The 23,808-nt window shown below is 53.8% G+C and carries 19 protein-coding genes and 7 pseudogenes; 20 read left to right on the top strand and 6 right to left on the bottom strand.

Annotated elements, in window-relative coordinates; all coding sequences use genetic code 11:
- Nucleotides 1-86 precede the first annotated feature (86 nt).
- From JCM15764_RS23290 to JCM15764_RS11890, 4 genes are read left to right on the top strand one after another with little or no spacing between them, the layout of a single operon-like run.
- Nucleotides 87-254 (top strand): hypothetical protein, encoded by a 168-nt coding sequence (locus JCM15764_RS23290; protein WP_243688845.1) that lies wholly within the window; start codon nt 87-89, stop codon nt 252-254.
- On the top strand, nt 251-1,021 hold the full coding sequence (locus tag JCM15764_RS11900; RefSeq protein WP_243688844.1) for a substrate-binding domain-containing protein: 771 nt from the start codon (nt 251-253) through the stop codon (nt 1,019-1,021). Before JCM15764_RS23290 ends, JCM15764_RS11900 begins: the two co-directional genes overlap by 4 nt.
- 7 nt (nt 1,022-1,028) lie before the next feature.
- The gene (locus JCM15764_RS11895; protein WP_054695919.1) at nt 1,029-1,889 is read left to right on the top strand and encodes a HAMP domain-containing protein; all 861 of its coding nucleotides are present in this window, start codon (nt 1,029-1,031) and stop codon (nt 1,887-1,889) included.
- Nucleotides 1,877-3,391 (top strand): hybrid sensor histidine kinase/response regulator, encoded by a 1,515-nt coding sequence (locus JCM15764_RS11890; protein WP_369412306.1) that lies wholly within the window; start codon nt 1,877-1,879, stop codon nt 3,389-3,391. The genes JCM15764_RS11895 and JCM15764_RS11890 overlap by 13 nt, the downstream gene beginning before the upstream one ends.
- A 61-nt stretch (nt 3,392-3,452) precedes the next feature.
- Here the strand turns inward: JCM15764_RS11890 and JCM15764_RS11885 are convergent, their stop codons facing one another.
- The gene (locus JCM15764_RS11885) at nt 3,453-4,034 is read right to left on the bottom strand and encodes a peptidylprolyl isomerase (protein WP_054695913.1); all 582 of its coding nucleotides are present in this window, start codon (nt 4,032-4,034) and stop codon (nt 3,453-3,455) included.
- A gap of 174 nt (nt 4,035-4,208) precedes the next feature.
- On the opposite strand from JCM15764_RS11885, the gene JCM15764_RS11880 reads away from it, so the two are divergent.
- The 5 genes and pseudogenes from JCM15764_RS11880 to JCM15764_RS11865 all read left to right on the top strand — a co-directional run bounded on the left by JCM15764_RS11880 (nt 4,209) and on the right by JCM15764_RS11865 (nt 9,890).
- Entirely contained in the window at nt 4,209-5,618 is a 1,410-nt protein-coding gene (locus tag JCM15764_RS11880) for a phosphoglucomutase/phosphomannomutase family protein (protein ID WP_054695987.1), read from the top strand.
- A 111-nt stretch (nt 5,619-5,729) separates the two neighbouring features.
- A complete protein-coding gene (locus JCM15764_RS11875; RefSeq protein WP_012648874.1) occupies nt 5,730-5,930 on the top strand; it encodes a cold-shock protein in 201 nt (66 codons plus the stop codon).
- 344 nt (nt 5,931-6,274) lie between these two features.
- Nucleotides 6,275-8,943, top strand: a pseudogene (gene uvrA, locus JCM15764_RS11870) (excinuclease ABC subunit UvrA).
- Nucleotides 8,944-9,111, top strand: coding sequence for a hypothetical protein (locus JCM15764_RS28320; RefSeq protein WP_369412304.1), 168 nt, complete (start codon nt 8,944-8,946; stop codon nt 9,109-9,111).
- Complete coding sequence (locus JCM15764_RS11865) at nt 9,108-9,890, top strand: DMT family transporter (RefSeq protein ID WP_369412303.1); 783 nt, start codon at nt 9,108-9,110, stop codon at nt 9,888-9,890. Before JCM15764_RS28320 ends, JCM15764_RS11865 begins: the two co-directional genes overlap by 4 nt.
- On the opposite strand, the pseudogene JCM15764_RS23285 reads toward JCM15764_RS11865, so the two are convergent.
- The 4 genes and pseudogenes from JCM15764_RS23285 to traF form a co-directional block, all read right to left on the bottom strand.
- A pseudogene (locus JCM15764_RS23285) lies at nt 9,887-10,890 on the bottom strand (DUF3187 family protein). The gene JCM15764_RS11865 and the pseudogene JCM15764_RS23285 sit on opposite strands and share 4 nt — an antisense overlap.
- A 74-nt stretch (nt 10,891-10,964) precedes the next feature.
- The gene (locus JCM15764_RS11850; protein ID WP_054695904.1) at nt 10,965-11,267 is read right to left on the bottom strand and encodes a PEGA domain-containing protein; all 303 of its coding nucleotides are present in this window, start codon (nt 11,265-11,267) and stop codon (nt 10,965-10,967) included.
- Nucleotides 11,267-11,602 carry a PEGA domain-containing protein gene (locus JCM15764_RS11845; RefSeq protein WP_054695901.1) on the bottom strand — a complete coding sequence of 112 codons (336 nt, stop codon included), beginning with the start codon at nt 11,600-11,602 and terminating at the stop codon, nt 11,267-11,269. The genes JCM15764_RS11850 and JCM15764_RS11845 overlap by 1 nt, the downstream gene beginning before the upstream one ends.
- An 11-nt stretch (nt 11,603-11,613) precedes the next feature.
- Nucleotides 11,614-13,122: a conjugal transfer protein TraF gene (gene traF / locus JCM15764_RS11840; protein ID WP_054695898.1), complete on the bottom strand. Its 1,509-nt coding sequence runs from the start codon at nt 13,120-13,122 to the stop codon at nt 11,614-11,616.
- 208 nt (nt 13,123-13,330) lie between these two features.
- Between traF and JCM15764_RS11835 the strand changes: the two are divergent.
- From JCM15764_RS11835 to JCM15764_RS27535, 6 genes and pseudogenes are all read left to right on the top strand, one after another.
- Nucleotides 13,331-15,786, top strand: a pseudogene (locus tag JCM15764_RS11835) (penicillin-binding protein 1A).
- 262 nt (nt 15,787-16,048) lie between these two features.
- Nucleotides 16,049-16,333, top strand: coding sequence for a non-specific DNA-binding protein Hbs (gene hbs / locus JCM15764_RS11830; protein ID WP_011941176.1), 285 nt, complete (start codon nt 16,049-16,051; stop codon nt 16,331-16,333).
- Between the two features lie 247 nt (nt 16,334-16,580).
- The gene (locus tag JCM15764_RS11825; protein WP_012648880.1) at nt 16,581-16,916 is read left to right on the top strand and encodes a hypothetical protein; all 336 of its coding nucleotides are present in this window, start codon (nt 16,581-16,583) and stop codon (nt 16,914-16,916) included.
- Nucleotides 16,913-17,829, top strand: a pseudogene (gene pyk / locus JCM15764_RS29780) (pyruvate kinase); the annotation flags it as partial. The gene JCM15764_RS11825 and the pseudogene pyk, both read left to right, overlap by 4 nt.
- 12 nt (nt 17,830-17,841) lie before the next feature.
- On the top strand, nt 17,842-18,354 hold the full coding sequence (locus JCM15764_RS29775; RefSeq protein WP_439645296.1) for a pyruvate kinase alpha/beta domain-containing protein: 513 nt from the start codon (nt 17,842-17,844) through the stop codon (nt 18,352-18,354).
- Nucleotides 18,355-18,365: 11 nt separating this feature from the next.
- A pseudogene (locus JCM15764_RS27535) lies at nt 18,366-19,489 on the top strand (NADH:flavin oxidoreductase).
- 53 nt (nt 19,490-19,542) lie between these two features.
- Here JCM15764_RS27535 and JCM15764_RS11810 read toward each other — a convergent pair.
- A pseudogene (locus JCM15764_RS11810) lies at nt 19,543-21,124 on the bottom strand (peptide chain release factor 3).
- Between the two features lie 202 nt (nt 21,125-21,326).
- Between JCM15764_RS11810 and JCM15764_RS28315 the strand changes: the two are divergent.
- The 5 genes and pseudogenes from JCM15764_RS28315 (at nt 21,327) to JCM15764_RS11790 (ending at nt 23,785) form a co-directional block, all read left to right on the top strand.
- Nucleotides 21,327-21,737 (top strand): TatD family hydrolase, encoded by a 411-nt coding sequence (locus tag JCM15764_RS28315; protein ID WP_369412302.1) that lies wholly within the window; start codon nt 21,327-21,329, stop codon nt 21,735-21,737.
- Complete coding sequence (locus tag JCM15764_RS28310; RefSeq protein ID WP_369412301.1) at nt 21,650-22,108, top strand: TatD family hydrolase; 459 nt, start codon at nt 21,650-21,652, stop codon at nt 22,106-22,108. Before JCM15764_RS28315 ends, JCM15764_RS28310 begins: the two co-directional genes overlap by 88 nt.
- 30 nt (nt 22,109-22,138) lie before the next feature.
- Nucleotides 22,139-22,915 (top strand): tRNA threonylcarbamoyladenosine dehydratase, encoded by a 777-nt coding sequence (locus JCM15764_RS11800; RefSeq protein ID WP_054695895.1) that lies wholly within the window; start codon nt 22,139-22,141, stop codon nt 22,913-22,915.
- A 76-nt stretch (nt 22,916-22,991) separates the two neighbouring features.
- Nucleotides 22,992-23,488: pseudogene (locus tag JCM15764_RS11795) on the top strand (ferritin-like domain-containing protein).
- A 30-nt stretch (nt 23,489-23,518) separates the two neighbouring features.
- The gene (locus JCM15764_RS11790; protein ID WP_243688842.1) at nt 23,519-23,785 is read left to right on the top strand and encodes a hypothetical protein; all 267 of its coding nucleotides are present in this window, start codon (nt 23,519-23,521) and stop codon (nt 23,783-23,785) included.
- Nucleotides 23,786-23,808: the final 23 nt, after the last annotated feature.

Genomic DNA, 23,808 nt, shown 5'->3' with positions numbered 1-23,808 from the left:
AACCCGCTATTAGCGGCATGCAATATGTTAGTTAAAAGCTGCACCGCCTGTTGTAAAACACTTGCCGTTGGAGTTGGAGGTACCTCATGTCACGTTTTCAACTGCCATTACTGGCAATGTCTCTGTTGGTCTCTCTTACCACGGCCTGCACCTCTCAAGACTCCCCTACTCCGATTAACACCTCCAAGACCGAAGTCGTCCAGCAACGGGACCCAACCCAGGGAAACAGGATCCGCATCGCCCTCGGGGGATGATTACCCCAAAGGAAGGTCTGGCCTATTATCGTGAATTTCTCGAATACCTGGGCAGACAAATCGATCAGCCGGTTGAATATGTGGATGCCGAGGACTATGCGGAGATCAACAGAAAACTGGAAACCGGCGAACTTGAAGCGGCCTTTGTCTGCAGCGGTCCCTATGTCGACGGCAAGGAAAAATTCGGTCTTGAATTCATCGCCGCGCCGCAGGCCTATGGGGAGAAGGTTTACTATTCCTATTTCATCGTTCCCTCAAAGAGTCAGGTGACAAGCCTTGACGGCCTAAAGGGAAAATCCTTTGCCTTTACCGACCCCCTTTCCAACAGTGGAAAGCTCGTACCGGAATATACCCTGGCCAGGATGGGGACAACGCCGGAGCGTTTCTTCAGTAAGATCTCCTACTCCGGTTCCCATGATAAATCAATCAAGGCTGTTTCCGAAGGTCTGGTTGACGGTGCGGCGGTAGACAGTCTCATCTGGGAATACAAAAATCAGAAATTTCCAGAGCAAACGGCAAACACCCGCATCATCTTCAAGTCGAAACCCTATGCACCTCCTCCGTTCGTCGTCCGGCCCGGGCTCGATCCGGCCATCAAGGAAAAGCTTCGCCAGGTAATGCTCAATGCTCACAAGTCGCCGGAAGGCAAGGTTATCCTTAGCAAAATGATGATAGACCGTTTTGTCCCTCTCAACGATTCGGCATATGATTCCGTTCGCCAAATCAAGCTCTGGGTAGATAAACCAAAACCCGGCAAACCGAGATAAACACGCCATGAGAACATTAAGCCTCCGCACCAAGATTATCTACCGCCTGGCCATCATGAGCCTCTGCTCCATGTCAGTCTTGCTCGTTATCATGCACCGCTATGTGTCACACTCCTTTCATTCCGACCTGATCAACCGTGGAAGGTTTCTTGCCCATACCATCGGCGACCAGAGCGCTACGCCAATCCTGACGCAAAAATTCCTCGCCCTGGGGTTGATGCTTGCCGATGCAAAGGGAGTCAACAAGGACCTGGCATATCTTTTCATAACCGACCGGACAGGCCATGTTATTGCCCACACCTTCGGTGATGCCTTCCCCACGGACCTGAAAAAGGCCACTCACTCTGACAAGAAATCGCTGCACCGCATAAATATGGATGGGCATGACATCTCCGACATTACTTCCCCTATTTTGAGCGGTACCCTCGGCACAATCCACGTGGGTATGTCTGAAGACCGCATCAACAGTGAATTGAAGAAGCTGTTTTACATAGCAGCAACCGTCATAATCGTCTTTTTCCTTACGGCTGCATGGCTATTGTGGCTTTCCCTGGAAAGGATCATCATTCGTCCCATCAAAAACCTGGAACATACTTTCCATAAGGCACAGGAAACCGGCCTGGATGAAGCGGTCACTGTAACTTCCGATGATGAGATCGGCCAGCTGGGCCATTCTTTCAATCAAATGGCGGAACACCTGAGTGTTGTGGACCTGCAGCGGACCAATGTGATTGCCGAGCTGAACGAATCAAATCAGGCACTTGTGCAGATGATCAGCGAAAGGGAGCAGGCTGAAGCACGTCTGGCAGAAAGCGAGGAAAAGCTTCGCCTGATCCTCGATTCAGCGGGGAGGGGATTTTCGGTATAGATGCCCAAGGCTGCTGCACCTTCTGCAACCTGGCGAGCCTGAGGCTTCTCGGCTATGATAACGCCCAGCAGCTCATCGGCAAAGATGTGCACAAGCATGTTCACCACTCGTCTCAATCCGGCTCCTCTTACCCGGACAAAGACTGCCGCATCTATAAGACCTTTCTTGATGGTGAAAGGGTCCATGCCGACGATGAGCTGTTCTGGAAAGCGGACCGGACATCCTTTCCCGTTGAATACTGGTCCTACCCACAGATCAAGGATGGTAAGATCATCGGAACGGTCGTCACCTTTGTGGACATTTCCCAGCGCAAGCAGGCTGAGGAAGAGAATAAAAAGCTTCAGCACATGCTCCTGCAAAGCCAGAAACTGGACGCAATGGGTACGCTTGCCGGAGGCATTGCCCATGATTTCAACAATATCCTGGCCGTTATCTGCGGCTATACGGAAATAGCCAGGAAGCGGTGCGGTGACAATGTAAAACTGGCTGACAATTTACAGCAGATCATGATCGCTTCGGACCGTGCCAGGGAGCTGGTGAAACAGATCCTTACCTTCAGCCGTAAGAGTGAAATCTGCCAGCAGCCGCTTCAATTGAGTCCCCTCATCAAAGAGACCCTCAAGCTTATCCGCTCCTCCATACCCGCAACCATTGAAATCAGGCAGCAACTGGATGTAGACGCCGTTGCCCTTGCAGATCCTACCCAGATCCACCAGGTAGTGATGAATCTCTGCGCCAATGCCTATCATGCCATGGCGGAACATGGCGGCATCCTCGCTGTTTCCTTGAAAAAATCCCAATTCAGGGATGCGTTGCAGACCCTTGGCCAGGGCATACCCCAAGGGGATTATGCTGTCATCGAGGTAAGCGATACCGGTTGCGGCATGGACGAAGAGACCAGGCAAAAGATCTTCGAGCCCTATTTTTCCACTAAGGGGAAAGGAAAGGGCTCCGGCCTGGGTCTCGCCGTCGTTCACGGCATTGTCAAGTCCCATGGGGGCAAGATAACCGTTTACAGCGAACCGGGGGCCGGTTCAACCTTTCGCGTTTACCTGCCGCTGGTTGCCGGTCCTGTGAAGATTGAACCGACTGGCAATGAAAAGATGGTCGGTGCAGGCAATGGGGAACTCATTGTTTTTGTCGATGATGAACAGCAGATCAGGGAGATGGCAGGGGAGTTCCTGACCGAACAAGGATACATGGTCGAGCTTTACAGTGATGGAGTCCATGCACTGGCAGGAATCAGGGACAACCCGTCATCCTGCAGCCTGCTCGTTACAGACATGGCGATGCCCGGCATGAGCGGCAAGGATCTGGCACATGAGGTACTCCTCCTCCGGCCGGACCTGCCCATAATTCTCTGCACCGGTTACAGCGAGCTGATCAACGGGGAATCGGCAAAGGACGCCGGAATCAGGGAATATCTGCAAAAACCTGTACCCATGAAAATACTGTGCGAGAAAATCAGGTGGCTGCTGGATGAAACTGCAGTTCAGGTCTAAAGAAAAAAGGGGCCGCCAGATAATGGCTGCCCCTTTTTAGTTGTGGTGCTGTTATATCTCTTTATTTGACCAGCTTCATGGATTTTATGACGACCGTTGTTTCCGGTACGTCGGCGAAACCCTTCTGCGTGCCGGTTTTCGCTGCCGCTATCTTATCCACCACGTCCATCCCCTCAATTACCTTGCCGAAGACGGCATAGCCAAAACCACGGGAAGTATTGTCCGTGTGATTGAGGAAGCCGTTGTTCACCACGTTGATGAAAAACTGGGAGGTGGCTGAGTCGACCATCATGGTGCGGGCCATGGCCAGGGTGCCCCGGTCATTTTTCAAGCCGTTGCCGGCCTCATTCTTGATCGGCGCCTTGCCGGATTTCAGCTTTAAGCCCTCGGTAAACCCTCCCCCCTGGACCATGAAATTGGGGATGACCCGGTGGAAGATCGTGCCGTTGTAATATCCTTCGTTGGTGTAATCCAGGAAGTTCTTGACACTGATGGGAGCCTCCTTCTGGAAAAGCTCCATTTTTACCGTTCCCAGATTCGTCTCCATTACCACCACCGGATTTTTCCCTTTGGTATCTGCCGCCCCAGCCGTTGCCGACAGGCAGAGCCCCAGGAGAAGTGCGACTGCAAGTTTCCTCAGCATGTTTATCTTACCTCCTTGGAATTTGGTCATGGTTTTATATAAGCCAATCTTGCCGCCGGGTCAACAGTTGTTAATCTGTAAAAGATAAGTTAAAGATTGACATATCCTATGCAGATGGCGAGAATAACCGGCTGTTAAGCAGCTGTAATGATCGTGGATATTGAGGAGGAAGATTTGCAGATAAAATTCGGAACCGACGGCTGGCGCGGAGTAATTGCCAGGGAGTTTACCTTCGACAATCTTTCACTTGTGGCTCAGACCACCATGGATTACCTGCACCGGGAAAACCTGGCCGCCAAGGGGCTGGTCATAGGCTATGACAGGCGTTTTCTATCACGGGAGTTTGCCGAGCGGGTGGCAGAGATTGCGGCTGGCAACGGCATTACGACGTGGTTGACCGACGGCTATGCCCCGACCCCGGCAGTGTCCTGGGCTGTGCATGAACGGCAGGCCGGTGCCGGGATCATGATCACTGCCAGCCATAATCCCGCCATATATAATGGCTTCAAGATCAAGGAATCTTTCGGCGGTTCGGCCCGCCCTTCCACAACCAAGGTGCTGGAAGAGATGGTAGCTGCCAATAGGGCCGACAACCGGGCTGTTGTTTCACAACCATTGGCAGAGGCAATCATCAGCGGCAAGGTAACCCTTGTCAATGCCAGGGAACCGTATTTCCGGCAGCTTTCGCGCTATGTCGACCTGGAGGCCATCCGCAAGGCGGAAATAAAGGCGGTTGTCGATCCCATGTACGGAGCCGGAACCGGCTTCATCCCCGAGCTCCTGCCGGGAATCGCCGAGATACACACCCTGGATAATCCCTCTTTCGGCGGGCAGCCACCGGAACCCATCGAGGAACACCTGCAGGAACTTTCGCTTTTGGTGAAGAGCGGTCTCTACAGGGTCGGCCTGGCCCTAGACGGCGATGCGGACCGCATCGGCGCCGTTGATGAGAACGGCGAGTTTTTCTCATCCCACCGGATATTTACCGTTCTCCTGCGCCACCTCTATGAACGGAAAGGTCTCCGGGGCGGCGTGGTGAAGACTGTTTCCACGACCCGGATGATCGATCTGCTGGCAGAGAAGTACGGCCTGCCCCTCCAGGAGACACCCATCGGTTTCAAGCACATCTGCGAACTGATGCTGGAAAACGACATCCTCATGGGGGGCGAAGAGTCCGGCGGACTCGGTGTCAAGGGACATATACCCGAACGTGACGGCATTCTCATGGGGCTGCTGCTGCTGGAGGCAATGGCCATGAGCGGCAAGGGACTGCGGCAGCTGCTGGATGAGACCATGGATGAGATCGGCCACTTCTACTACCAGCGTATCGATGCACCTATCGACAACGCTGCCAAGGAACGCCTCATCGACAAGTTGAAGGCCGGCGGAATAAAAGCCATTGCCTCCAGACCGGTTGCCGCCGAAAATTTCAAGGACGGCTTCAAATATCTTTTTGCCGACGGCTCTTGGCTTCTGATCCGCCCATCCGGCACAGAACCTGTTCTGCGGCTTTATAGTGAGTCCAACGATCCCGGCACCGTCAGAGAATTGCTGGCAGCAGGCCGGGAGATTGCCGGCATTTGATCATGAATAAAAAAAGCTTGACATGGTCTTGCTAAACCCGTAATGTCATCGGACGTTCAGAGGTCTTACCCCTCTGAATAAAAATTAACAAAGCAGTAGGAGAAAGTACGAATGGCAAATGGTACAGTAAAATGGTTCAACGACAGCAAGGGTTTTGGTTTTATCGAGCAGGATAATGGTGAGGATGTATTCGTGCATTTCTCCGCGATCATGGGCGATGGTTTCAAATCTCTGACAGAAGGCGAAGCAGTTACATTCGAAGTACAGAAAGGCCCGAAAGGTCTGCAGGCAGCGAACGTCGTCAGAGGTTAAACAACAATCTTCAAACGACCAAAAGCCCCGGAGCGATCCGGGGCTTTTTTTTTTCACCTTCGTTTGTACTGCACTGGTGGTTACTCATTACTGCTGCGGTATTATTAATAAGATGTGATAGATTGTGGAGCATAAACAATGGCTACTGACAAGATCGTTATCAAGGCGCTTGCGAGCATAACCTCAAGTGCATTGATGTGGAAATCCCCCGTGACCAGCTCGTTGTCATTACCGGCATCTCCGGTTCCGGCAAGTCGACCCTGGCATTTGACACCATTTATGCAGAAGGTCAGCGGCGCTATGTTGAATCCCTTTCAGCCTATGCCCGGCAGTTCCTGGAGCAGATGGAAAAACCGGATGTCGAATCCATCGAAGGCTTGAGCCCGGCCATCTCCATCGAACAGAAAACCACCAGCAAGAATCCCCGCTCCACCGTCGGCACGGTCACGGAAATCTACGACTACCTGCGCCTGCTTTTTGCCCGTGTTGGCAAGCCCCACTGTTACAACTGCGGCAAGGAGATAGCTGCCCAGACGGTGAGCCAGATGGTCGACCAGATCATGACGCTTCCTGCCGGCACCAAGATCAATCTGCTCTCCCCCATGATCCGCGGCCGCAAAGGGGAGTACCGCAAAGAACTGTCCCAGTTGAGCAAAGACGGTTTTGCCCGGGTGATCATCGATAATGTTCCCTATGACCTTGCCGATGAGATCGTCCTGGACAAGAACAAGAAGCATGACATCGACATCGTCGTCGACCGGCTGGTGATAAAGGACGGTATCCAGCGCCGGCTGGCCGATTCACTTGCTACGGCCCTCAATCACGCGGAGGGAATAGTCAAGGTCGCCGTTCAGGAGTACCCCCCCGTTGAATCGGAAGAGCCTGCCGGGAAAAAGCCGAAGAAGGAAAAATCCTTCTGGCAAGACGTTATGCTTTTTTCAGAAAGCTTCGCCTGCATCGACTGTGGCATCTCCTATCCGGAGATGACTCCGCGCATGTTCTCCTTCAACAACCCGTATGGCGCCTGCCCTGACTGTACCGGTCTCGGTACCCGCATGTATTTCGATGCCGAACTGGTCATCCCAAATCCGGATCTTTCCATCCGGGAAGGGGCTATCGCACCATGGGAAAAGAGGCTCTCCGGCTGGTACCACCTGACCCTGGAAGCCCTGGCCAAAGCTACAAGTTTGACATCCGCACCCCCTTCAGAAAGTTGTCCGCCAAGGCCCAGGACATAATCCTTAATGGATCGAAGGGCGAAAAGGTTGAATTCTGGTGGGAGGAGGATGGTGGGAGAAAGCATACCTACCACAAGGAGTTCGAGGGGGTGCTGAACAACCTGGAGCGGCGCTACCGGGAAAGCGAATCGGACCTGGTGCGGGAAGAACTGGAAAAATACATGAATGTCATGCCCTGCCCCACCTGCCAGGGAGCACGGCTGAAGAAGGAAGCGCTGTTCGTCAGGATTGACGGCCACAACATCTGCGACGTCACCGCCCTTTCCATCAAGGACGCCCTGGAATTCTTCGCCAACCTGCACCTGAGTCCCAAGGAAGAGGAGATCGCCCGTCGTATCTTCAAGGAGATCCGGGAGCGACTCCATTTCCTCGTCAACGTCGGCCTAGATTACCTCTCCCTGGACCGCTCTTCCGGCACGCTTTCCGGAGGTGAAGGGCAGCGCATCAGGCTCGCCACCCAGATCGGCTCCAGTCTGGTGGGGGTTCTCTATATCCTGGACGAACCATCCATTGGCCTGCATCAGCGGGACAACGCCCGGCTGCTTCAAACCTTGAAGCACATGCGCGACCTGGGCAACACGGTGCTGGTGGTGGAGCATGATGAGGAGACGATCCTGGAAGCCGATCATGTGATCGATATGGGACCTGGAGCGGGCATCCACGGCGGACGGGTGGTCGCCCAGGGAACGCCGGCCGAGATCATGGAGAATCCGCAGTCTTTGACCGGCAAATACCTGTCCGGGAAACTTGTCATAGAGGTGCCGAAACAGCGGCGCAAGGCGTCCAAATTCCTCAGTATTACCGGAGCCAGCGAGAATAACCTGAACGAGGTGGAGGTGGACATACCGCTGGGTGTTCTCACCTGCGTTACCGGTGTCTCAGGCTCGGGCAAATCGACCCTGGTGATCGACACCCTGTACAAGGTCCTCTGCCAACGGCTCTACCGGAGCCGCGAAAAGGCGGGGGCCGTTAAGGAAATCCGGGGACTTGAGGCCCTGGACAAGGTGATCAACATTGACCAGTCCCCCATCGGCCGGACGCCACGTTCCAATCCCGCCACCTACACGGGGGTTTTCGCCGATATCCGCGACATCTTCGCCCAACTGCCTGAATCAAAGGTCAGGGGTTACAAGCCGGGGCGCTATTCCTTCAACGTCAAGGGGGGGCGCTGTGAGGCCTGCTCCGGGGACGGCATCATCAAGATCGAGATGCACTTCCTTCCCGATGTCTACGTACAGTGCGAGGTCTGCAAGGGTGCCCGCTACAACCGCGAGACACTGGAGGTGCTCTACAAGGGAAAATCCATTGCCGATGTGCTGGACATGACCGTCTCCCAGGCGCTGCAGTTCATGGAGCACATTCCCAGGATCAAGAACAAGCTGAAGACCCTGGAGGAAGTGGGGCTTGGCTATATCAGGCTGGGCCAAGCCGCCACCACCCTTTCCGGGGGCGAAGCGCAGCGGGTCAAACTGGCCAAGGAGCTGTCAAAGCGTGCCACCGGCAGGACCATCTATATCCTGGACGAACCAACCACCGGCCTCCATTTCGCCGACATCCACAAGCTGCTGGAGGTGCTCCACAAGCTGGTGGAAGGAGGTAACACCATCGTCATCATCGAGCATAACCTGGATGTGATCAAGACAGCAGACCACATTATCGATATCGGCCCGGAAGGGGGGGACCGGGGAGGCAACATCGTCGCCACCGGCACCCCAGAGGAAGTGGCAAAGGTGACCGGCTCCTATACTGGGATGTTTTTAAGGAAATTGCTGTAAATGAATGAACTCAGCGCAAAATTGGATAGTGAAACCCGCCGGGCAACGCCATGGCTGATTCTCACCACCTTCCTCTGGGGTGGCAGCTTTGTCTTCAACAAGATCGGTTTCAGGGAAATCCCCCCGTCACTTTTCTTTTCCTTCGTTTTCTGTTGGCTGCGGTTATGATGGCCATGGTCTGCCTTCCCAGGCTCAAGGAGATCAACCGCGACATTGTCAAACGGGGAGTCATGGTGGGGATAGCCCTTACTGCCGCAAATCTCTCCTTTGTCATCGGAGTCAGCGGCACCAGCGCCACCAGAGCCGGTTTTCTCAACAATCTGTTCGTACTGGTCGTGCCGCTTTTATGTTACCTCATCTGGCGTGACAAGATTGACCGGCTGACCTTTGCCGGCCTCTGCCTGGCCATATCCGGCATAATCGCCCTTGCTGCCGGCGGCGGCTTCAGCAGGGGAGACATCTTCTCCACTGTCTGCGCCCTTTTCATCGCCCTTCACATCATTTCCGTGTCCAAGGTCCTCCGCAGCAATGACGACGTCTACCTCGTCACCCTGTTCCAATTTATCACCGTCACCATACTCGGCGGCTTGCTGGTTCTGATCCTCCCCCAGCCTGAGTTTCACATTGGGCCCGTGTCCGCCGGTGCATTGTTTTACTGTGCGCTGTTTCCCACCGTCATCTGTTTTACCGTTCAGAATACCTTTCAGCGCTTCACCACACCCACCAGGGCCAGTCTTATTTATACGCTGGACCCGGTCTGGAGCATGCTGGGAGGGTTTGCGCTGCTCGGGGAGCGGTTGGGGGTGTGGGAAGCGCTGGGCTGTGTCCTTATTTTCAGCTCAGTGGTGATGCCCCTGACGGTCAAGCTGGTGGCGGAACGGCGGGCGCTGCGGCTCTATCTGAACCAGGAGCGGCGGCCGGAAGAGGCGGAAGCGTCCGGCAGTTAAAATCTCCTGGTAAGGGCCAAATGGAGAGCCACATCAGGCGAGGTATAGACCGCCAGGTCTTCGGAGACGCCGATGTCGAGGGAGGTTGTGGGGGAAAAGGCGATGGTTCCCCCCATGATCAGCTGCACGGCACTGTCCCCCAGCTCGGGAAGGCTGCTGTCGCCATAGAAGGGAGTATGGGTGGAGAGCTGGGTCTTGAAAGCGATGACCGGGGCAGGACTCCAGCCGATGCCGATCGTACCGAAACCGACCAGGTTATTCTGCTGTTCCTTCAGCACCTTGCCGTCGGTCATGGCCATCCCCCCTGCAGCGCCGAAGATGGTCCAGTGTCCCCATTTTTCCAGGGCTTTATCGCGGCTGCCGGTTAGCCAGATGGCAAGATCGGTGCTGCCGCTGCCATGGAGTTTACCACTGCTGCCGGTGGGGATTTTCAGGCTGGCGCGGAGCGTCGCCGCACCGGGGCCTTCCCCATAGATCTGATATGCCGCCGACAGCCGCACATCGCCGATGCCAAAATTCGAGTCATCCACCCTGAGCCGCTCCACCCCGTCCTTCTCGTAGCTGTAGAGAAGCGGCCGCGCGACGCCTCCTTGCGTCCCCCTTGGGGAAGACCGAAAAAATCGTGCCACCCCTCGATGAAGCCGTCGAAAATACCGCCTCCATGGCCAATCAACGGCACATCCAGTCCCACCTCCACCCCCTTTACCGCTCCGTAGCGTAAGGCGACGGTTGTCCGTTCGCTCTCGCCGTCAAGGAGTATTCTTTCACCGCTGGGAATGTTTTCGGACTTGGCGTAATTTGAAGCCATGTCCTGGGCGACGGTGGCATCCAGATGCCCGACCGGGGTGACTGCCCCATTCCCGGCAGCAGGAAGGCCGAAAATCTGCACCAGCGGACTTTGGTTCTGGGTATAAAAAGGGTTGATATCCAGAGCAAAAGCACTACTGTGAAAAAGGATGATGGCACTGCTGAAAATGATCACGGACCAGGATCTGCCCATAGTCGATACCCCTTAGGTTACAAAAAAGCCTTGGCAACGAGACCAAGCTTTTTGTGCATGTCGTTCTCTTTCTTTCAACCGCCGGAACCCGGCTCCAGTTTAAAATCCAGGGTCTTGCTCGTATTGCCCTGATAGGTCAGCACGTCCTTCATCTCTTTATAGCCGGACATTTTCAGGGAGATGATTTTCTTTTCCGTTACCATTTGCTTGTTCTCCACAAATGGGACCTGCAAGGTTGCCGGGGTCCGGCCAAACGGTCGCCCGTCGATGAAGATCTCCGCGCCGGCCGGCTCGGACTTGACGACGAACTGCCCGGACGTGCCGCACCCGGCCAGTAACAGCAGACAAATCAAGGACCAGATGCCATGCATTTTCATTACTTTTTCTCTCCTGTCACGTTTTCCCTGTTGAGAAGAAAATGGAGGTTCGGCATGTCGATGGGGTACATGTCCCGTATCTGGGATTCGAAACCTTCTTTTTTGACCTGAATGACCCGCCGCAGCAACGAATTATATAACTCCTCCTTGTTCCATGTAAAGAAGGTCTGCACCTTCAAGGGAGTCTCGCCAACCTTATCCCCGTCCAGAAAGACCGTCGCCCCCGACGGCTCCGAAGTGATCACCATATCCTTGACAACCTTGCTGGTCGAGCCGCACCCTCCCAGGAGACATGCCATAGTGACCATCACTACAAGTATGCATATTTTTTTCATGCCGTTCTCCCTTAAAAGAGGAAATTGATCTGGGCCTGAACCCGTGCTTCCTGCGGGTAGGATTTATCCTTGTATTTGGCCGTGTCCAAACCATAGGCGCCGTCGATGTCCAGATTGATCCATTTGGTACCGAAGGTGATGCCTGCCGTGGCGGTCGGTCCGATGCCTTTTTCGGCAATATTGCTATACATACCGCCGCGCAGCTTGAACCATGAAAAATAGTGCCACTCGAAGCCGCCGCCGATGTTGCGGCTCCGGTAATTGTTCGACTCAAGCACCGTTTCGTTGTTCGTCAAATCCACATCCGCAGCCAACGTGAGCCAGGTCAACGGATCGAAGGATACCCCCATCCTCACCTGGGGCTTCAGCTTGACCTTGCCACCACTTCCCACCAGGACATTGCCATCCTTGTCCTTGACATCGGGTGCATCGAATTCCGGAGTATTCAGGTTCTTGGCGACAATGCCGACGTTGATCCATTCCTTTGGACGCCAGAGCGCGCCCAGGTCAATGCCGAACTGGGTTGTATCTTTAAAGTTCTTGGTCAGCTCCCGGGTGATGTCGCTCGATTCTACCTTGGTGCCGCTTTTCAGCAGGTAGGTTTGCGACTGGTAAACCCGGCCGGAGATAACCTTGGCCGTGGCGCCGATGCCCAGCGTGCCGAAACTGCCGAGCGGTATGGCATGGCCGTATGACAGGGGAAACTCGATATAGGCAAGGCTCTTGGTCCGAACGGACGACACGTTGTTGTCCAGTGTATTGGTCCCCGGACTGGCAAGGGTCTGTCCCAAGGTGACCAGGCTGGTCGTTGCCGCATCGGCAGAAATGCCCGACCCTGCCAAACGTGCATCAGCAGCATTGATGATGTCCTGGGCCTGCACCGCGGTCAGCTGATTGTTCGTTATGAGTGCCGCCTGGATCTGCTGGACCTGGGTGTCGGAGAAATAAACATGCGACGGGTTGGTAGCGGCAGTTCCCGCAACCGGTGACCAGAGTTGGTTGGCGGTGATTGCCGTGCTCGTGTTATCCTGGTTCGGTACGATGTTGGTCGTATCCGGCAAAGGTTGGGCAAATCCTTCGATGGTGCCGAAGGCACCGAAGGCAAAATGCTTGATCTGGAAGCCGACAACCGCATTGCCGTCAACCGCCAGGGTACCCTTTTTCTCCTTGATGTCTCCCAGGATGGTAAGGGCCTCGATCGTGTCGGTAACCGTCTGGGCGCTGGTAGCACCGGCATTGTACTTGCTGAAGGTATCGAAGTTGAGATCGCTCAAGCGATCCACGTTGTCCGCCAAGCCATCGTTGACCTTCAGGCCGACACTGGCGTCGATCCGGCTGGAAAAGGACTTGTCGTTGAAAGCGAGCCCGGCCGGATTCCAGTAGGGCGCATGGGAATCGAACGTCCTGGCAACCCCTGCACCGCCGATGCCGAGCGCGCCCATGGGCTGGAACTCCGCCGCCATCGCCCCCCCTGACATGAGCGCGCCCAAGGCGCACACGCCAAACAATGTTTTTTTCATAGTTTCCCCTTTTTCAATATGCTCATGATAATCAATACACCATGGCATTTTAACTAATGAGTGAGGTGGCCAGCTACAGAAAAATATTTAATTTTATCTCATGTTAGCTATTCATCGGCGCCGGATAATAAACTTGAATTGGCTCTTTGAACTGCAGTATTCTGCAGCATGAAGCAGATTAACAACAAAGGCAGCGGAGTCTAATTGTATGGAGCTTTACAAGGGCCAGGCGAATCCTGGCCGCAGAATCAAAAAAAGCGGCGGCAATAACATTTTCAGAATCGCCCTCGTTTCCAGCGGCGTCATTGCCTTTTTGGCCTTCCTCTCTTTCATGGGCTACTTCTTCTTTCTTTTAGGCACCCTTCCCAAGGTGGATCGATTGGCCGATTATCGTCCCCCCATTGTTTCCCAGGTCTTCGGCGCCGATGGCAGCCTTGTCGGCGAATTCTACCTGGAGCGCAGGACGGTGGTGCCGGTGGACAAGGTGCCGAAAAAGCTCATTCAGGCCTTTGTTGCCGCAGAAGATGCCAACTTTTACCAGCACAAAGGAATAGATTATCTGGGTATAGTACGTGCCGCCTTCAAGAATTTGATTTCCATGCGCAAAAAGGAAGGTGCTTCCACCATCACCCAGCAGGTAGCCAAATCGATGCTTTTGACGCCGGAGAAAAAATATTCCCGCAAGCTCAAGGAAGCAATCCTGGCCAAGCGCATGGAAGAGCGGCTGTCCAAAGACGAGATCCTCTATATCTATTTAAATCAGATCTATCTCGGCGCCGGCTCTTACGGGGTTCAGCTGGCAGCTGAAACCTATTTCGCCAAGAACGTCGAAAACCTGAACCTGGCTGAAATGGCCATGCTGGCTGGGCTGCCCAAAGCCCCCAACACCTATTCACCCATCAAGCACCTGGAAAAAGCCAAGGAGCGGCAGAGCTACGTACTTGAGCGAATGGTCAAGGAGGGCTATATAACCCAGGCGGAGGCCGATCACGCCAAGAACACACCGGTCCTCATCCGCTCCCTGAAAAAGGTGAACAGCGAGCAATCGGCCTATTTCCTGGAGCAGGTGCGTATCCAGCTGGAAGAAAAATATGGAGAGGACCGGTTGTATAAGGAAGGTCTGAAAATCTATACGACCATGAATGCGGAGATGCAGAAGGCTGCCTATGAAGGTGTAGTCAACGGACTCAAGGCAGTTGACAAAAGGCAAGGGTTTCGCGGTCCCATCAAATACCTTTCTGAAGCTGAAATTGGTAATTTCTGCAAACATGTGGAAGAAGGTATTGATTTACCCTCCTTAAAAGAGGGGGCTACCTATCAGGGGGTAGTTACGGCCGTCAATCCAGGGAAAAGTGAGGTAACCGTCAGAGTTGGTGACCGCACCGGCATTCTTAACCGTAAAAACATGGCCTGGGCAGGCAAGCTCAATCTGCTGGCGACTTACGGCAAACCCGAGCGCAAGGGAAAGACTCTTAATCCCGGAAGTGTCATCGAGGTATCAGTTGTCACGCCTGACGTGAATAAAAACGGCGCCATCTTTGCCCTTGATCAGGAGCCGGAAGCCCAGGCGGCACTTGTCGCCATGGATCCCCAGACCGGCGGAGTGCGGGCCATGATAGGAGGATACGATTTCAAGAAAAGCCAGTTTAACCGGGCCATGCAGGCAAAGCGCAATCCCGGTTCCGCCTTCAAGCCGATCATCTATGCGGCAGCCATCGACAAGGGGATGAGCCCGGCAACCCTCATCGACGACTCGCCTGCAGAATATGAGAGCGGAAAGGAGCAGGCATGGAAGCCTAAGAACTACGACAATATCTATCGCGGTCCGGTTACCATGCGCGAGGCGCTGACCAATTCCATCAATGTCGTCAGCGTCAAGATACTTGAATCCATCGGCGTCAACACGGCCATAGAATACGGCAAGAAACTGGGAATCAGCTCCCCCCTCGCCGCCAACCTGACTCTCGCCCTTGGTTCATCAAGTCTTACACCAATGGAGCTCACCAGCGCCTATGCCGTATTTGCCTCCGGAGGCTTCAGGGTCACCCCTTATTTTGTGACCAAGGTGGTCGACCGTGAAGGAAACATCCTGGAAGAAACTACACCTCTCCCGCTGCCCGTCTTCGCTTCAACTACCTCTGCAGTCAATTTGACCACGGAAGATGGTAAAAAACCAATTTCTGCCGCCAGCAGCATGACGGCAGTCCCGGTTATTTCTCCCGAAACCGCCTACATTATGACCAACCTCATGCAAAGTGTCGTAACCAGCGGTACCGGTCAAAGGGCAAGGGCACTTGGCCGGCCGGTGGCAGGCAAAACCGGGACTACCAATGACATGAAGGACGCCTGGTTTATCGGCTATGTGCCACAGTTGGTAGCCGGTGTGTGGGTTGGCTATGACCAGGAACGGTCCCTGGGCGCCGGCGGCTCAGGCGGCCAGGCAGCGGCCCCCATCTGGACAGAGTTCATGCAGCGTGGTCTGGCCGGAGTATCGGTTACTAATTTTCCTGTTCCCGGCAACGTTACCTTTGCCTGATCAATCCGCGCACCGGACGATTGGCCAGGGAAGGAAGCGAAGGCAGTGTAACCGAGTGCTTTATCCCCGGAACAGAGCCAACATCATATGATGGGGATGCCACCAACGCAGGCGATGAAATTAATTAATTTTTTCTTTATCTCGTGCGGCAACAGATTTTTTTCCATTGCATAAGTTATTGATTTTTAACTATATTTCACGAATGCTCTTTTGGCGGGCATTCGCAAAAAGTGATCTTTGCCATCCTTTGCTGGACCTTGAAAGGGGGAAATAGAGCTGCCTAAAACTGCTACCCTCTTAAAAAAAAATGTTTTTTTTTAAATAAACCCTTGCAAACGGCAAATATATGACTATAGTATTTCCAATTCTTACTCTAAAGGAGGGTTTATCATGACTAAAGCAGAACTCGTTGAGGCAGTAGCAAAATCCGCAAGCCTGACCAAGGGTGCAGCTGAAAAAGCAGTCGGCGCTTTCATCTCGACTGTTAGCGGCGCGCTGAAAAAAGGCGACAGGGTTACTCTGGTAGGCTTCGGCAGCTTCGAAGTTGCAAGCAGAAAAGCCCGCACCGGTAGAAACCCACAGACTGGCAAGGAGATCAAGATTGCTGCTGCCAAGGTTCCCAAATTCCGTCCTGGCAAAGCTCTTAAGGATGCAGTTGCTTCCAAAAAGAAGTAACGATCTCCCAAATGTGATTTTCTCACATTAAATCTGACTTGTCTGGTGCCCATACATACATATAAGCCATACAAGAACCCCGCCTCTGGCGGGGTTTTTTTTATTCCCGATGGTTGCCATAACCCTCATGCCTTTCCAATATCAGCATCTCGTATATACTCTACAGATGTTGTATTAACGGCCCGTTATGTTATTATGTCTGCAAAATGCCCGCCCCTGCTTCAGGCCCGCTGTCAAGGAGCACTTCATGTGTAAAATCTTTAGTCGATTACTCTTTCTTTCCTTCTTTTTCAGCTGCGGCTGCACCATGTTCGGCGCCTGGCGAACCATACCTCCACCGGGAGGATGCGACCAGTGCCACACCGTCTCCATTACCAACAACTGGAAAGTAGCTTACCACGCACCCACCCTCACCGACGAGCGAGACCGTGACTACTTCCAGACCGAAGCCTACAACATGCCCGACACCTCAAAACCCACCTCGGTGCTGGAATTGAGCAAAGTGGAAGAGCTTCGTTGTTTCGAGTGCCATAAATCGCCAAATGCTGCCCATAAGGGAAGAAAGGGGCGTTTCCACCATTGAAAAGAACCTTCCGCAAGACCAAGATAATTGCCACTCTGGGGCCAAGCAGTTCTTCTGAAAAGATCATAGCCCGCCTCATGGATGCTGGTGTCGATGTTTTCCGTCTCAACTTTTCCCATGGCTCCCAGCAAGAAAAAACAGCTCTCATCACCACCATCCGGGCTCTTTCGGACAGGAAAAAGGTGGCAATTGCCATTCTTGCCGATCTCCAGGGGCCGAAGATCAGGACCGGCCGCATGGCCGATGGTGCCATTCGCCTGGTGAAGGGTGAAAAACTGGACATTACCACCGATGAAGTGCTCGGCCGTCCCGGACTGATATCCACCATCTACAAGGCCTTACCCCATGATGTGAAACCGGGATCGAAAATACTGCTTGATGACGGCATGATTGAACTGAAGGTTGTTTCAATCTCCGGTAACGTCGTTCACTGTAATATTATCGAAGGAGGGATGCTGAAAGATCTCAAGGGTATCAACCTTCCCGGGGTGGCAGTTTCTGCGCCTTCACTTTCCGATAAGGACCGGGCGGACCTGGAATTCTGCCTTGAGATGGGGGTTGATTTTGTCGCCCTTTCCTTTGTCCGACAGGCCTCGGATGTGGAGGGTATCAAGGAGATAATCCGTGGCAAGGGGCTCAATACGCCGGTGGTTGCCAAGATAGAAAAGCCTGAAGCCCTGCGCAACTTCAACAGCATCCTTGCCGTGACGGATGCTGTAATGGTTGCACGGGGGGACCTTGGTGTCGAACTGAGTGCAGAGCGGGTTCCCTGGTGCAGAAAAGCATAATCCGCGCCTGTAATGAGGTGGGCAAGCCGGTAATTACAGCAACACAGATGCTGGAGTCAATGATTGTGCATGCCCGCCCCACCCGCGCTGAAACATCCGATGTGGCCAATGCCATTCTTGACGGGACCGATGCCGTCATGCTATCCGGAGAGACTGCTTCCGGCGCTTATCCCATCGAGGCGGTGCGGACTATGGCCAAAATCGCCCTGGATATCGAACACGCTGAACTATGGCGTATTCCGGCCATAAAACAGGTACATAGCGACAACGTTCCTGAGGCCGTCGCCGAGGCCTCCTGTCACGCCGCATCGACACTGAAGGCCAAGGCTTTGGTTGTTTTCACCCAATCGGGAAACACTGCCGCCCTCATCTCAAAGTTCCGTCCGCAACTGCCCATTATCGCCTTTACACCATTTCCGGAGATCCAGCGCCGGCTTGCCCTCTATTGGGGGGTTAAAAGCTATCCTGTAGGCTCTGTGGGAGGCACCAGGCAACAGATAAAGGTCGGCGAGGAAACACTGATGACCACAGGCTTCAGGAAAGGTGACCTGGTCGTTGTCTCCATGGGAGTGCCCTTAGAAGCAAAAGGCTCTACCAATCTGATGAAAGTCCACCGGTTGGGCACTGAAGGCTACTATGAGATTTTCTGAACGGAGGCAGCATGAGAAAGCTTTTTGACGAGACGCGGATAAACCGCCTGGCGCTGAACAATCGTTTCGTCCGCTCCGCCACCTGGGAAGGAATGTGTGAGGAGGACGGGCGCCCTACGGCAAGGTTAGCTGCCTATTATGCCAATCTTGCCAGAGGAGGAGCAGGGCTTATCATCACCGGCTATGCTTTCATACGCCCTGACGGCAAGCAACTTCCCGGTCAGATGGGTATTCATGACGACTCTTTCGCCCCGCCCATGCGTGATCTGACTGCAGCGGTCCATGGCGCCGGCGGGAAAATCTGTCTGCAGATGGTCCATGCCGGAGGGCAGACCTCTGCCAAGGTCATCGGCACCAGACCTGTGGCCCCATCGACGCTCCAGACCCCCCAGTTCCCGGAAGAGCCGGCAGAGCTTTCCCTGCAGGAGATAGGAAATATGGTCCGGCTTTTTGGCGATGCCGCCGCAAGAGCCAAGGAGTGTGATTTCGACGCAGTTCAGCTGCATGCGGCCCATGGGTATCTGATCAACCAGTTCCTCTCCCCCCTTACCAACCGGAGAACTGATGCCTATGGGGGATCCATCGAGAACCGCTGCCGCTTCCTCCTTGAATGTTATGCCAGTGTGCGTAAAGGGTGGGTAATGAATTTCCGGTGTTGGTCAAGCTCAATGGCGACGATAACCTTGCCGGGGGGTTGACTCTTGAAGATGCGCTCTTTGCTGCCCGCGCTCTTGATCAGGAGGGAATTGACGCCATCGAGGTGAGCGGCGGCACTCCCGCTTCGGGAGATTTGGCCCCTGTTCGACAGGGCATTTCCACCCGCGAGCAGGAGGCCTACAACCTGCCAATGGCTTACCGGATTAAGGAAGCAGTCTCCTGTCCGGTCATGGTCGTAGGTGGGCTCCGATCCTTCGAGGTCATTGAGGGAATTGTCCGCCGCGGTGAAGCTGACTACATCTCCATGTCGCGCCCGTTTATCCGTGAACCAGAGCTGGTAAGGCGATGGGAGAAGGGTGACGAAGCCAGGGCAACCTGTATTTCATGTAACGGCTGCTTCAAGCCCGGCTTGAAAGAAGGGCAGATTTATTGTGTCGTGAATAAAATCGAAAGGGAAAACAAGGGAATGTCGCTATAACCTTTCTTTTACGAAGCTGCATGGTATATAAGCCTCAGTCGAGGGCTTTTTTGTCAGCTATGCTCACGGGTTGCATGGAATTGGATATCTTTCCAGTTTTCCATGGTGTTGTCCAGCCGCCACTGGCTCCCCGCCAGGTAGGCCAGATTCCCCTCCCCGTCCCGGTACAGACTCATGGCTTCCTTCTTTTCAAATTCGTCCATTTTCTTCTTATCACCTGTCACCCAGCGGGCAGTTACATAGGAAACCGGCTCATAGGTGGCCTTGACCTTGTATTCATGCTCCAGCCGGTGCATAACCACGTCGAACTGCAGCAAACCCACAGCGCCGACAATCCAGTCGCTTCCCATCAAAGGACGAAACACCTGGGTAGTCCCTTCTTCCGCCAGCTGCACCAGCCCTTTTTCCAGAGCCTTCGATTTCATCGGGTCAAGCAGGCGCACCTTGCGGAAGTGTTCTGGGGCGAAATTGGGAATACCGGTATATTTAAGGTCCTCCCCTTGGGTAAAGGTATCCCCGATCTTGATGGTACCATGGTTATGAATGCCGATGATATCGCCCGGATATGCCTCATCCACATTGGTGCGATCCTGGGCCATGAAGATCGTGGCATTGGCAATCTGCACCTCGCGGCCGAGGCGGATATGCCTGACCTTCATGCCCCGGGTGAATTTCCCGGAACAGATGCGGAAAAATGCGATGCGGTCCCGGTGGGCCGGTCCATGTTTGCCTGGATCTTGAAAGTAAAGCCGGAAAATGCCTCCTCGTAGGGGAAGACCTCTCTCGTTTCAGTTTCCCGCGGCTGCGGTGGTGGCGCGTGCTCGATAAAAGTATCCAGGAGCTGTTGAACACCAAACGTGTTGATGGCACTGCCGAAAAAGACCGGCGTCTGCAGCCCGGCCAGATATGCCTCCTGCTCAAAGGGATGGGCTGCACCTTCCAAAAGTTCCACATCGTTGCGCAGCTCTTCCACCTGAGAACCAAGCAGCTCATCCAGAAGAGGGTCGTCCAGCCCCTTCACGGTAATGGTCTGGCCGGTACCCCGGTCAGCCTCGGGATCGAAAAAGGTCAGCTCTTTGCTATAGAGGTGGTAGGTGCCGCGAAATCTTTTGCCCATCCCAACCGGCCAGGTCATGGGCGCACATTGTATGTTGAGGGTGCTCTCGATGTCGTCGAGAAGGTCAAGGGTTCGCGTCCCTCACGGTCCAGCTTGTTGATAAAGGTCATGATCGGCGTATGGCGCAACCGGCATACTTCCAAAAGCTTCTTCGTCTGGCTTTCCACCCCTTTTACCGAGTCGATCACCATCAATACTGAGTCCACGGCAGTAAGGGTCCGGTAGGTATCTTCGGAGAAATCGTTATGACCTGGGGTATCGAGAAGATTGATCTCGTAATCCCGGTAGGTGAACTTCATCACCGACGAAGTGACCGAAATGCCGCGCTGTTTCTCCATCTCCATCCAGTCCGATGTGGCATGGCGTGCGGCCTTTCGCGCCCGGACCTCCCCTGCCTGCTGGATGGCGCCGCCGAAAAGCAGCAGCTTTTCCGTTATGGTCGTCTTTCCAGCATCGGGATGGCTGATGATGGCGAAAGTGCGCCTGCTGTCAGTTTCCTTCTCAAAATGCTTCTTCATTAACCTGCTCCTGTACCTGGCAAAGCAATTAGTGCAGACGAAAGAAAGGCGAAGAGGTTATCTTCGCCTTAGGAAGTACCGTTAAATAATGCCATGTCGCCCCTAAAAGGGCAATAAAAAACTGGGTTTGCCGATGGCCCATCCAGAAAACCTCTTCCTTTTATAGTTATCTAAGTGATAGATTTAAATGATGGACAGGACGATGCGCTCTCCCCTGCTGATCGATACCCATTGTCACCTTGCTGACCGGGCCTTTGCCGGCAGGTTGCCTGCCGTTATCCGGGCAGGAAGGATGGCCGGAGTGATGAAATTCATCGTCCCGGCAATCGAGCCGGAGGAATGGCAAAGGCTTCAAGTTCTCCATAAGTCCCATTCGGAAATTTTTCCAGCCTATGGCCTGCACCCGATGCATGCACGACTATTTTCCCGGAACATACTGGAGGAGCTTGAGTCATGTGCGCGATCGGCCATAGCTATTGGCGAGATCGGATTGGATTACACCCTGGCCGTATCCAGGAAATACAGATGTACTCTTTCCGCCAACAACTCAGGCTTGCTCGAAAGCTGGACTTGCCGGTCCTGCTCCACTGCCGCAATGCCTTTCAGGACCTGATAACCATTCTGCAAGATGAGGGGGAGGGGCTGATCAGAGGAGTAATGCATGCCTTTTCCGGCAGCATGGAAACTGCGGTAAAATGTATGGGTATCGGGCTTTACATTTCCATGGCCGGGACGGTCACTTTCGCCAATGCGGTCCGTCCGGTGGCTGTGGCCAGGAAAATGCCGCTCAGCCACCTGCTCCTTGAAACGGACGCGCCAGACCTTTCCCCCGAACCCTACCGTGGCACGCGCAATGAACCCGCTTTTCTCATGGCAACAGCAACCAAGATAGCCGAAATCAAGGGGCTGACTCTTGGAGAAGTTGCCGCCCAGACATCCAGGAATGCCGTCGAACTGTTTCGGTTGCCGGCATTATTAATTTAGATTTTTCAACTACAATCACGAGGTTTATACATGTCGGCTTTGCACCGTTTTTCACGAACCGAATTGCTCGTTGGCCCGCAAGGGCTCGCCAAGCTCAAGGAAAGCTCAGTCGCTGTTTTCGGTCTTGGGGGTGTCGGCAGCTATGCCGCCGAGGCATTGTGCCGGGCCGGAATCGGCAAGCTGGTGCTGGTGGATTTCGATGACATCTGCCTGACCAATGTCAACAGACAGCTACATGCCATGGATGGCACTGTCGGCAAGGCAAAAGCCACCGTCATGGCTGAGCGGTTGCGGCTGATCAATCCTGAGGCAGAGATCATCCCCTTCAAGGATTTTTATACTGCCGAAAACAGCGACTTTCTCCTGGCCAGCGGCTACGATTATGTGGTCGACGCCATCGATCACTTCACCAGCAAGCTCCATCTAATTGTGACATGCAGGGAACGGCAGATACCGATTATTTCCAGCATGGGCGCAGCCGCCAAACTGGACCCGACCCAGGTAAAGGTTGCCGATATCGCTGAAACACACAAATGCCGCATGGCCCGTTCCATGAGGAAGCTGCTGCGGAAGAAGGGTATACCAAAAGGGGTACAGGTCGTCTATTCCACCGAGGAATACCGTGAGCCTGAGGTTAAGGATGGTGGCTGCAAAGGCAACTGCATCTGCCCCAACAAGGACAATCAGCAGTTTTCCTGCGAACACCGTCGGGTAATTCTCGGCAGTATCTCCTATATTCCTTCCATCTTCGGCCTTACCATGGCCGGAGTCGTGGTCAATTCCCTTCTTGATGCCAATAAAAAATGACCACTGTTGACCGCTCTCTTTTTCCCGCTATACTTTTCTTTACCTCACTTTTATTGGTGCATGACAGGAGGATACCATGGGAAAAGAGTACACGGTACAGGAAGCGCTGAAACTCGCCATTCAGGCCGAAAAGGACAGCATGGATTTCTATCGTCGTGCGGCTGCGGTAACGAAGAATGAGAGAGCCAGGAAAGTTCTGGAACTTTTGGCCAATGAAGAGGTCGGACACCTGAAGTCATTTTTCGACCATTACAAGGGGGGAGAATTCGGGGATCTCAGATCCTATATGGAGTCACCGCCCAACAAGAAAATGCCATTTTTCTTGCCCTGGAAAAGGCTGTCGACGAGGATACCCACGAACAGAAAGCGCTCGAAATCGCCCTCAAGGAAGAGAAGGCCTGCATTGAACAGTACACCCTGCTGGCCAAGGATATCGTCGATCCCCTGGTGAGAAAGATATTCGAGCAGGTGGTGAAAGAGACGCAAAACCACTATGAGATGATCGAGGACGAATACATGCATATCATGACCATGGTCCACAGGTCGGATCAGGACATCTACGTGAGGGAATAAATGTATTTATTATATTTAGTGGCTGCAATAATGATGTTGGCCAGCTCCGGCCATGTCCTGGCCGCCACCCAGGGAGATGTCAGGGGAATAAGCCTCCCCCCTGCCGAAAACCGGATTATCGATGAGAAATGCCTTGGCTGTCATAACCGGCAAAAGATCGATGCTGCTGTAAAACAGCGGAAAAGCATGGAAAAGATCATGCGCAAGATGGAGGAAAAGGGGGTTACCCTGACTGATGCGGATCGCCAGGTGCTGGGGCATTTCTGGCAACAGAACCCCTTGAAAAAAGACAAGTAGACCTAAGGTGAGGCCGATATGCA

This window comes from Geotalea toluenoxydans JCM 15764, from assembly GCF_001311985.1.
Lineage (GTDB): Bacteria > Desulfobacterota > Desulfuromonadia > Geobacterales > Geobacteraceae > Geotalea > Geotalea toluenoxydans.
The sequence above is the reverse complement of the archived record's forward strand: the minus strand, read 5'-3'. Positions and strand labels throughout refer to the sequence as shown.